At 65.7% G+C, this 10,070-nt stretch carries 13 protein-coding genes; all 13 read left to right on the top strand.

All coding sequences use genetic code 11. The features are described from left to right. The first annotated feature begins 190 nt into the window (after positions 1-190). The 13 genes from GPA22_RS08905 (at position 191) to paaE (ending at position 10,016) form a co-directional block, all read left to right on the top strand. Positions 191-445, top strand: coding sequence for a tautomerase family protein (locus GPA22_RS08905; RefSeq protein ID WP_281374118.1), 255 nt, complete (start codon positions 191-193; stop codon positions 443-445). Then, on the top strand, positions 442-1,356 hold the full coding sequence (locus tag GPA22_RS08900; protein ID WP_169255730.1) for an acetaldehyde dehydrogenase (acetylating): 915 nt from the start codon (positions 442-444) through the stop codon (positions 1,354-1,356). Before GPA22_RS08905 ends, GPA22_RS08900 begins: the two co-directional genes overlap by 4 nt. Next, positions 1,356-2,420, top strand: a complete 1,065-nt coding sequence (dmpG, locus tag GPA22_RS08895) for a 4-hydroxy-2-oxovalerate aldolase (RefSeq protein WP_169255729.1) — start codon at positions 1,356-1,358, stop codon at positions 2,418-2,420. The genes GPA22_RS08900 and dmpG overlap by 1 nt, the downstream gene beginning before the upstream one ends. Positions 2,421-2,430: 10 nt before the next feature. Then, the gene (locus GPA22_RS08890; RefSeq protein ID WP_169255728.1) at positions 2,431-3,195 is read left to right on the top strand and encodes an SDR family NAD(P)-dependent oxidoreductase; all 765 of its coding nucleotides are present in this window, start codon (positions 2,431-2,433) and stop codon (positions 3,193-3,195) included. Positions 3,196-3,208: 13 nt separating this feature from the next. After that, entirely contained in the window at positions 3,209-3,625 is a 417-nt protein-coding gene (locus GPA22_RS08885) for a tautomerase family protein (protein WP_169255727.1), read from the top strand. Next, complete coding sequence (locus GPA22_RS08880; protein ID WP_169255726.1) at positions 3,622-3,960, top strand: 2Fe-2S iron-sulfur cluster-binding protein; 339 nt, start codon at positions 3,622-3,624, stop codon at positions 3,958-3,960. The genes GPA22_RS08885 and GPA22_RS08880 overlap by 4 nt, the downstream gene beginning before the upstream one ends. Before the next feature lie 171 nt (positions 3,961-4,131). Beyond that, positions 4,132-5,259: a PAS domain-containing sensor histidine kinase gene (locus GPA22_RS08875; protein ID WP_169255725.1), complete on the top strand. Its 1,128-nt coding sequence runs from the start codon at positions 4,132-4,134 to the stop codon at positions 5,257-5,259. Continuing rightward, positions 5,237-5,869 carry a response regulator gene (locus GPA22_RS08870; protein WP_121428569.1) on the top strand — a complete coding sequence of 211 codons (633 nt, stop codon included), beginning with the start codon at positions 5,237-5,239 and terminating at the stop codon, positions 5,867-5,869. Before GPA22_RS08875 ends, GPA22_RS08870 begins: the two co-directional genes overlap by 23 nt. A gap of 401 nt (positions 5,870-6,270) precedes the next feature. After that, entirely contained in the window at positions 6,271-7,272 is a 1,002-nt protein-coding gene (gene paaA / locus GPA22_RS08865; protein WP_169255724.1) for a 1,2-phenylacetyl-CoA epoxidase subunit PaaA, read from the top strand. Between the two features lie 25 nt (positions 7,273-7,297). Beyond that, positions 7,298-7,579, top strand: a complete 282-nt coding sequence (gene paaB, locus GPA22_RS08860; protein WP_169208644.1) for a 1,2-phenylacetyl-CoA epoxidase subunit PaaB — start codon at positions 7,298-7,300, stop codon at positions 7,577-7,579. 20 nt (positions 7,580-7,599) lie between these two features. Then, positions 7,600-8,355 (top strand): 1,2-phenylacetyl-CoA epoxidase subunit PaaC, encoded by a 756-nt coding sequence (paaC, locus tag GPA22_RS08855; RefSeq protein WP_169255723.1) that lies wholly within the window; start codon positions 7,600-7,602, stop codon positions 8,353-8,355. A gap of 22 nt (positions 8,356-8,377) precedes the next feature. Then, the gene (gene paaD, locus GPA22_RS08850) at positions 8,378-8,911 is read left to right on the top strand and encodes a 1,2-phenylacetyl-CoA epoxidase subunit PaaD (RefSeq protein ID WP_169255722.1); all 534 of its coding nucleotides are present in this window, start codon (positions 8,378-8,380) and stop codon (positions 8,909-8,911) included. Between the two features lie 28 nt (positions 8,912-8,939). Further along, entirely contained in the window at positions 8,940-10,016 is a 1,077-nt protein-coding gene (gene paaE, locus GPA22_RS08845; protein WP_169255721.1) for a 1,2-phenylacetyl-CoA epoxidase subunit PaaE, read from the top strand. Positions 10,017-10,070: the final 54 nt, after the last annotated feature.

Genomic DNA, 10,070 nt, shown 5'->3' with positions numbered 1-10,070 from the left:
TAAGGGACAGCTCCCTCCCCTTCAAGGGGAGGGTTGGGGTGGGGATGGGTTGAAGGGGCGTTGCTGAAACCCATCCCCCTCCTGACCGGGAGTCTCGGCTGCGCCTCGCCGCTCCACAGGCGGCGAGCAGTGCTCGCCGAAACCCCTGTTCCGCCCCCCTTGAAGGGGGAGGGACCGGAACGCCGAATTTCTGCCTCACAAATACAGAGAGAGAACCATGCCCATTATCGAAATGCATCTCGCGGAGGGACGCACGCCCGAGCAGAAGCGCCGGGTCGCGAACGCCGTCACCGACGCCGTCATCCAGGCGCTCGGCGTGAAGCGCGAAGCCGTGCGCGTCCTGATTACCGAACACGGCAACGAGGAGTTCTACGTTGCCGGCGAAACCCTGGCGGAGCGGGCCGAACGGCAACGTGTCGCCGCACTCGTGGAGCAAGGCCAATGAAGAAGATCAAATGTGCGCTGATCGGGTCCGGCAACATCGGCACCGACCTGATCTACAAGATCAAGCGTAGCCCCGTGCTGGAGCCGGTGTGGATGGTCGGCATCGACCCCGAATCCGAAGGCCTCGCCCGTGCCCGCGAGATGGGGCTGAAGACCACCGCGGATGGCGTGGACGGTCTGCTGCCGCACGTCGAGGCGGACGGCATCCAGATCGCCTTCGACGCGACCAGCGCCTATGTGCATGCCGAGAACAGCCGCAAGCTCAACGAGCTCGGCGTGATGATGATCGACCTCACGCCCGCCGCGATCGGCCCGCTGTGCGTGCCGCCGGTGAACCTGCGCCAGCACGCCGACAAGCTCGAGATGAACGTGAACATGATCTCGTGCGCCGGCCAGGCGACGATCCCGGTCGTGAATGCCGTCTCGCGCATCCAGAGCGTCGAGTACGCCGAGATCGTCGCGAGCCTCGCGTCGAAGTCGGTCGGCCCCGGCACGCGCGCCAACCTCGACGAGTTCACCTACACCACGTCGAACGCTATCTGCGCGGTCGGCGGCGCACGTCGCGGCAAGGCGCTGGCGATCATCAACCCGGCCGAGCCGCCGATGATCATGCGCAACACGATCTACTGCCTGACGGACGACGAGCCGGACCACGCGCGCATCACCGAATCGATCCTGCAGATGATCGGTGAAGTGCAGAAATACGTGCCGGGCTACCGTCTCGTGAATGGCCCGATCTACGACGGCAACAAGGTGTCCGTCTTCCTCGAAGTCGCCGGTCTCGGCGACTACCTGCCCAAGTACGCCGGCAACCTCGACATCATGACCGCGGCCGCGACGCGCACCGCCGAGATGTTCGCCGAGGAAATCCTCGCCGGAAAGATCCAGTTGAAAGCCGTGGAGACCGTGTGATGACCCAAGCAAGCAACTCCTCCAGCCTCAAGGGCCGCAAGGTCATCCTGCACGACATGTGCCTGCGCGACGGCATGCACGCGAAGCGCGAGCAGATCAGCGTCGAGCAGATGGTGAAGGTCGCCACTGCGCTCGACGATGCCGGCATTCCGTACATCCAGGTGACGCACGGTGCGGGCCTCGGCGGCAACTCGCTGCAGCATGGCTTCGCGCTGGCGCCGAACGAGGAATACATCTCGGCCGTCGCGTCGCGCATGAAGCAGGCCAAGGTGTCGGTGCTGCTGATCCCCGGCCTCGGCACGATGAAGGAACTGCAGGCCGCGTACGACGCCGGCGCGCGCAGCGTGCATGTCGCGACCCACTGCACCGAGGCAGACACCTCGCCGCAGCACATCGCCTACGCCCGCAAGCTCGGCACGGACACGACCGGCTTCCTGATGATGTCGCACCTCAACGATGCGGCCGGCATCGCGCAGCAGGGCAAGCTGATGGAGTCCTACGGCGCGCACACGATCTACGTCACCGACTCGGCCGGCTACATGCTGCCCGAGGACGTGAAGGCGCGCGTCGCGGCGCTGCGCGAGGTGCTGAAGCCCGAGACGGAGATCGGCTTCCACGGCCACCATAACCTCGGCATGGGCATCGCGAACTCGATCGCCGCGATCGAGGCGGGCGCGAGCCGCATCGACGGTTCGGTCGCGGGTCTGGGTGCGGGCGCCGGCAACACGCCGCTCGAAGTCTTCGCCGCGGTGTGCGAGCGCATGGGCATCGAGACGGGCGTGGATCTGTTCAAGATCATGGACGTGGCCGAGGACGTCATCGTGCCGATGATGGACCACATCGTCCGTGTCGACCGCGAGTCGCTGACGCTGGGGTTCGCCGGCGTCTATTCGACCTTCCTGCTGCACTCGAAGCGGGCGGCCGAACGCTTCGGCGTGCCGGCGCGCGACATCCTCGTCGAGCTCGGCCGCAAGAAGATGATCGGCGGCCAGGAAGACATGATCCAGGACACCGCGATGACGATGGCGAAGGAACGCGGCCTGCTGCAGGACGTGGCGGCCTGAGGTGGCGGCGATGAGCGACTTCGACCGTTGCGACGAAATTGCCGTCGTCGTCGGTGCCACCGGCGACTTCGGCGGAGCGATTGTCTCCCGACTGCTCGATGCCGGCCTAGGCGTTCTTGCCGTGGCGCGGCGGGCGGAGGGACTGCGATCACTCGAGGACCGTCATGCAGGCGTGCGCGGTTGCATCGCCGACATCGGCGATGACGGCGCAGTCGAGGCGATCGCCGAGCACGCGAGGAAGACCGTCCGCATCGTTGTGCATGGCCCCGGTGTCGCGGTTGCCGGCGGCATTCTCAACGCGCCCCCGGCCGCGCTGGCGGACGCCGTGAACATCAAGGTCGGTGGAATGCTGCGCGTCGTGCGGGCCGTTGATCGAAGGCTGCGAGCCGGTTCTCGCCTCGTCGGCATTGCCGGGCATTATGGATTGGAACCGACTGCATATGCGGCGGCCGCGGGCGTTGCGAACGCGGCCCTGATCAATGCGATACGCCAGTTGAGTCTCGCCTATGGCGAGCGCGGTATTACTGCTCATGGTATCGCCCCGGGGCCGGCCGATACCGCCCGCCTGCATCGCGTGGCCGCCGACCGCGCTTCGATGCGCGGGACGACCGTGGACGGCGTGCTGGGGGAGATGCGGGCCGAATCTTCGATCGGGGCACTCGTGACGCCCGAACAGGTCGCGTGGGCGGTGGGCCTGCTGCTCGCGCCCGAAGCCGACGCAATGACAGGCTCCACGTTGATGCTCGACGCCGGCCGTCGCCGCGGTCTGCCGTAACCGAAGGAACGTCATGCCGATCCTGCATTTCCACCTTGTCGAAGGCCAGTACGGCGCCGAGCAGCACCGGCGCCTGTTGGCGGAATCGAGTCGCTTCTTTGCCGAGGTCCTGCGCTGTCCGCTCGACCGGGTTCGTGCGTTCATCCACCTCTACCGGCCGGAACTCGTCGCGGTGGGTGGCGAGATCGCCGGAGAGCGGCGCGCACCATACTTCAGTTTCATCGTCATGGAGGGGAGGGCGCTCGACGAACGCCAGCGCCTTCTGGCGGGATTCACCGACATTGTCGTCGCGGCGCTCGGAGTCGATCGCGCAGAAGTGCGCGGCGGAATCGTGCCCGTGTTGCCGGAGAATTGGTCGATCGGCGGTGTGCCGGGTAGCGTGATGCGGCAATCGGAAATCGTCGCGCGGGCAGCGGCGAACGCGTCGTGAAGTTCGCCATCACCATCGAAGACACGTCGGAGCGCTACGACTGCGCGCCCGACGAGTCGCTCCTCGCCGGCATGGTCCGCCTCGGCCGGCGGGGAATTCCCGCCGGCTGCTGCGGCGGGGGCTGCGGCGTGTGCAAGGTCGAGATCATCGCGGGTGCTTTCGAGGCGCGCGCGATGAGCCGCGATCACGTCAGCGCCGCCGAGCAGGCGGAAGGGCGCGTGCTCGCCTGCCGGGTCTATCCACGCAGCGATGTGACACTGCGTGTGTTGGGAAAGATGCAGAAGACGGTGTGCAGCAAGAAGGTCGTCGAGCAGGCTGAACGACGGGCCTCCTGAGTGGTGGTGCCCAAGCCAGGCGGAGAGCCGTTCGGGTTGAGCCTGCACCGAAGGCGTTCGTAAACCAAGCCCGCCGAGTGCCTGCGCGGGGGTGACGGCGGACCACGCGATACTCATGGTCTGGTGCACAGATCCATTGACGTCCCGCGGCAGGAAATGTTTGGATAGGCCATGGACCAGCCTGCACCTTCCATGGACGCTTCTCCTCCGCCCCCTGAACGCCCCGAAATCGAGTTCCGCGACATCCCCTTTCAGGGAATCATCGAGCAGTCGCTGGCGGGCGTGTATCTGGTGTTCGACGAACGCTTCCAGTACGTAAACTCCACCTTCGCGGCAATGTTCGGCTATACGCGCGAAGAATTCGTCGGTACCTCGATCCGGGAGCTCGTACTGCCGGACTTCGTCGGCGAGGCGATGGAGTACTACCGGCTCCGCGTGTACGAGGGCGTGCCGTCAATCCGCTATTTCACCCGATGCCGGCATCGGGACGGGCATGTCGTGCATATCGAGGTGCATGGTTCGCGGGTCGACTATCATGGCCAGCCGGCCCTGGCGGGCGTGGTGATCGACGTCAGCGAGCGCGTGCGGCGGGACATGGATCTGCATCGGTCGCGCCGACGGTTGCGCGAGCTCGCGTCCTATATCAACAGCTCGCGGGAAGAGCTGCGCGGGCAACTGGCGCGCGAGGTGCATGACGTGCTGGGCGGCATGCTCAGTTCGATCAAGCTCGATGTCTTCCGCATCCAGCGCCGCTCGACCGACCCCGCCCTGGCGGAGATCCATGAGATCGCCGAGGAGCTCCTGCCGCTGATCCAGGACACCATCGACACGGCGCGGCAGATTTCCGACGAGCTGCGGCCGCGGATGCTCGACACGCTCGGCCTGGTGGCAGCGATCCGGAGCGAGCTGCAGGCTTTCGGGCGGCGCAACGAGGTCCTCGTCGGATTCACGGTCGAGGGAGGGGAACCCGAACTCTCGGCGGAAACCGCGACGCAGTGCTTCCGCGTGTTCCAGGAGGCATTGACGAATATCGGGCGGCACGCGCAGGCGGAAACGGTGGAAGTGCGGGTGAACTGCCGGGATGGCCGCTTCGAGATGCAGGTCCGCGACGACGGGAAGGGGATCGACCGGCCTTCGATGCGCGAGGGCTCGATCGGGATGTTGAGCATGGCCGAACGCGCGCGCAGTATCGGCGGTTCGCTGTATGTACATGCGCGCGCCGGAGGTGGAACCGTCGTGCTTCTGGCGGTACCGGGTCACATGGGGCGACGTAGCAATGATCGAACTGCTGATCGTTGATGATCATACGATCTTCCGCTCGGGCCTGAGGCGGATGCTCTCGGACGAGGCGGACATCCACGTCGCGGACGAGGCGAGCGACGGGGCCGGCGCGCTCGCGAAGATACGCAGCGGCAAGTTCGATGTCGTGCTGATGGATATCAACATGGCGGGCCGCAGCGGCCTCGACACGCTCGAATCGATCCGCGCCGAGCGTCCCGAGCTGCCGGTCATCATGCTGTCGATGTATCCGGAGGAGCAGTACGCGGTGCTCGCCCTGCGGGCGCGTGCGAATGCCTACCTGTCGAAGGACGTCGAGCCGCAGGAGTTGTTGACCGCGATCCGGCACGTGGTCGGGGGCGGGCGCTACGTCTCGCCGCGCAGCGCCGCGAATCTGCTGATGCAGATGGATCGCGCGCGCGAAGGTGCACCGCACGAGAAGCTCACCGCGCGCGAGATGCAGGTGATGATGAAGATCGTGCGCGGCATGTCGCTCACCGACGTGGGCGTGCAGATGTGCCTGTCGGTGAAGACCGTCAGCACCTACCGTGTGCGCATCCTCGAAAAGCTCGGCCTCGCGAGCAACGCCGAGCTCGTGCAGTACGCGATGCGCAACGGGCTGCTGGACTGACTGCACCCCGGTAAGCGCGCCCCGCGAATCGGATTGCGACCGATGCCAAGGGGCAGCGTTCGCCTCTAAGGGGCAGCGTTCACCTTTCCCATTCACGGAAGGGAATGCGCCAAAACTGATCCAAAACACGCGTTCTTGTGCGTGGCGCTTGTATCACAAGCACTTGCGGGTTGCCGTCATGTGCTTGCCGTATAAGGCTTTTGGCGCCTACCGTCTTTCTGCTGCGCGCAATCAGAAAATTCCTACAAGAGGTCGAGAACACGCCGACATTCCGGCCGGGGCGGCTCCCCTAGGATTCGATCCAACGCGCGACTGTCATGAGTCAGTAGCGACAGATCAAGCGCGAGGATACGTATCACGTCTTGCGACGGATGCACGAACCCGACGAGAGGAGGAACAGCATGTACGCCCAGATGGTGGACACGGGGATGAAGCGGGTGCAGGGGCTCGACGAGATGTCGGCCGAGGAGCGCGCCTTCCAGGAAAAGATCGACGCGGGCATCAAGATCGAGGCGAAGGACTGGATGCCGGAAGGCTACCGTCGCACGCTCATCCGCCAGATCTCGCAGCACGCGCACTCGGAAATCGTCGGTCAGCTGCCCGAAGGCAACTGGGTCACGCGCGCACCGACCCTGAAGCGCAAGGCGATCCTGCTGGCGAAGATCCAGGACGAGGCGGGCCACGGCCTGTACCTTTACAGCGCCGCCGAGACGCTGGGCGTGACGCGCGACCAGGTCTACGCGGACCTGCTGTCGGGCAAGGTGAAATATTCCAGCATCTTCAACTACCCGACCACCAACTGGGCCGACATCGGCACGGTCGGCTGGCTGGTCGATGGCGCGGCGATCATGAACCAGATCCCGCTGTGCCGCTGTTCCTACGGCCCGTACTCGCGGGCGATGGTGCGCGTGTGCAAGGAGGAGTCCTTCCACCAGCGCCAGGGCTACGACCTCGTGATGGCGATGGCGAAGGGTACGCCGGAACAGAAGGCGATGGCGCAGGACGCGCTGAACCGCTGGTGGTGGCCGGCGCTGATGATGTTCGGTCCGTCCGATGGCGAGTCGGTGCATAGCGCGCAGTCGATGCAGTGGAAGATCAAGATCCTGTCGAACGACGAGCTGCGCCAGAAGTTCGTCGACCAGACCGTGCCGCAGGCCGAGTACCTGGGCCTGACGATTCCCGATCCCGACCTGAAGTGGAACGAGGACACCGGCCACTACGACTTCGGCGAGATCGACTGGGAAGAATTCCGCCAGGTCGTCGCCGGCAACGGCCCGTGCAACCGCGACCGCCTGCGCACCCGCGTGAAGGCCTGGGAAGACGGGGAATGGTTCCGCGACGCGCTGCTCGCCCACGCCGAGAAGAAATCCGAAAGACAAGTCGCGACCGCCAAGGCCGCCTGATAACGAGATCGAGAGGAGAAAAGAAATGAAGGAATGGCCCCTTTGGGAAGTGTTCATCCGCAGCCAGCACGGCCTCGCCCACAAGCACGTCGGCAGCCTGCACGCGCCGGATGCCGAGATGGCGATCAACAACGCGCGCGACGTCTACACGCGCCGCAATGAAGGCCTGTCGATCTGGGTCGTGCCCGCTGCCGAAGTGACGGCGAGCAGCCCGGCGGACAAGGAAGCGCTGTTCGAGCCCGCGAACAACAAGATCTATCGCCACCCGACCTTCTTCCCGGTGCCGGAAGAAGTGAAGCACATGTGATCGGCGGGACGGAGACAGACATGCTGCTCGATGACAAATCCGTTTATCTGATGCGCCTCGGCGACAACGCGCTGGTGCTGTCGCAGCGCCTTTCCGAATGGTGCGGCAAGGGTCCCGCCTTCGAGGAGGACATGGCGCTGACCAACACCGCGCTCGACCTGATCGGCCAGGCGCGGATGTGGTTGTCCTACGCCGGCGAGGTGGAAGGGCGCGGCCGCGACGAGGACGCGCTGGCCTTCCGCCGCGACTCGCACGAGTTCACCAACCTGCTGCTGGTCGAGCAGCCGAACGGCGACTACGCCCACACGCTGGTGCGCCAGTTCTTCTTCGACGTGTGGCACCAGCTGACGCTGGATGCGCTGACGCGCTCGTCCGATGACCGCATCGCCGACATCGCATCGAAAGCGATCAAGGAAGTCGCCTATCACCTGCGCCGCAGCAGCGACCTGGTGGTGCGCCTTGGGGATGGCACGGCCGAGAGTCGCCGCCGCATGCAGGACGCGGTCGACGCGCTGTGGATGTACACGGGCGAGATGTTCAAGGCAGACGAGACCGAGGAGCTGCTCGGCGCACAGGGCCTGGCCTGCGATCCCTCGACGCTGAAGGACGCGTGGCTGGCGATGGTGCGCGAGGTGTTCGCCGAGGCGACGCTGACGGTGCCGGACAGCGAATGGATGCAGAAGGGCGGCAAGCAGGGCCGGCACGGCGAACACCTGGGCCTGCTGCTGGCCGAGATGCAGTTCCTGCAGCGCGCCTACCCCAACGCGAGCTGGTGACAACGAGTTGAGTGAGGCAGCGATGGTCGACTTGCGCGAACGCAGCGAGAGGGTATGGGGCTGGCTGGCCGATGTGCCCGATCCCGAAATCCCGGTCATTTCCATCGTCGATCTGGGGATCGTGAGGGAGGTGAACTGGCACGACGATCCGGCCGGGGCGGTGTGCGAGGTGGTGATCACGCCGACCTATTCGGGATGTCCGGCGACCGAGGTGATCGGCCGCTCCATCGAGGAAGCGCTGCGCGAGCGCGGGGTGGAGCGGGTGCGGCTGGAAAGCCGCATCGCTCCGGCCTGGACCACGGACTGGCTGACCAGCGAAGGGCGCCGGAAGTTGAGCGAATACGGGATCGCTCCTCCGGCCCGCCGCGCCGACGGACGCCAGGTGATCGACATCAGCGGGCTGCGCCGGCGCACCGCGGAGGATGCGCCCGCTGCGTGTCCGCACTGTGGCTCGGCGCATACCGAGCCGATCAGCCGTCATGGTTCGACTCCGTGCAAGGCGCTTCATCGCTGCCTCGACTGCCGCGAGCCGTTCGACTACTTCAAGTGCCACTGAGAAAGGCACTCCGAGAGGAGCAAGAGAGATGAGCAAGTTCCACGATATCCGGGTCGCCAGCGTGCGTCCCGAGACCCGCGACGCGATCGTCGTCACCTTCGACGTGCCGCCTTCGCTCGCGGAGTCGTTCCACTACACCCCCGGCCAGCACCTGACCCTGCGCACCGAGATCGGCGGCGAGGACGTGCGCCGCTCGTACTCGATCTGTTCGGGCGCCGGCGAGCGCGAGCTGCGCGTCGCGATCAAGCGCGTGCATGGCGGCCTGTTCTCGAACTGGGCGAACGACTTCCTGAAGCCGGGCGTGAGCGTGCAGGTGATGCCGCCTTCCGGCCACTTCGGCATCGCGCCCGATGCGCACACCGCGCGCCGTTATGTCGGCTTCGGGGCCGGGAGCGGGATCACGCCGATCCTGTCGCTGATGAAGACGCTGCTGGCGGGCGAACCGGACAGCCGCTTCACGCTGGTGTACGGCAACCGTTCGTCATCGAGCGTGATGTTCCGCGAAGAACTCGCCGACCTGAAGGACCAGTACGGCGAGCGCCTGAACCTCGTGCACGTGCTGTCGCGCGAGCAGCAGGACATCGACCTCTTCAACGGCCGCATCGACCGCGAGCGCTGCGACGCGCTGCTCGCGCAGTGGATCGATCCGAGGCGCATCGACATGGCCTTCATTTGCGGCCCGATGGACATGATGGAAGCGGTGTCGGCGTCGTTGCAGGCGCATGGCATCGAGAAGTCCGCGATCAAGATGGAGCTCTTCGCGACCAGTCTGCCGAAGGGCCCGCGCCCGGCGCATTCGCACCCCGTCAAGGGCGCCGAGGAGTGCGAGGTCACCGTGATCCAGGACGGGCGCGTGCGCCAATTCACGATGCCGAAGAACCGCGAATCAGTGCTCGACGCGGGCCTCGCGCAGGGGATCGAGATGCCGTACTCGTGCAAGGGCGGTGTTTGCTCGACCTGCCGCTGCAAGGTCATCGATGGCGAGGTGGATCACGACACCAACTTCGCGCTCGAAGACTACGAGATCGCCCGGGGTTTCCGTCTGTCGTGCCAGAGCTATCCGGTCACGGACAAGCTGGTGCTGGATTTCGACCAGGAAACCTGAGCCATCGCCTGACGCATCACCGGCAGCGATCCGAAAGAGATCGCGCCGGCTCCC

It is taken from the genome of Aromatoleum toluvorans (assembly GCF_012910905.1).
Classification (GTDB): domain Bacteria; phylum Pseudomonadota; class Gammaproteobacteria; order Burkholderiales; family Rhodocyclaceae; genus Aromatoleum; species Aromatoleum toluvorans.
This window is presented reverse-complemented; position numbering and strand designations above follow the sequence as displayed.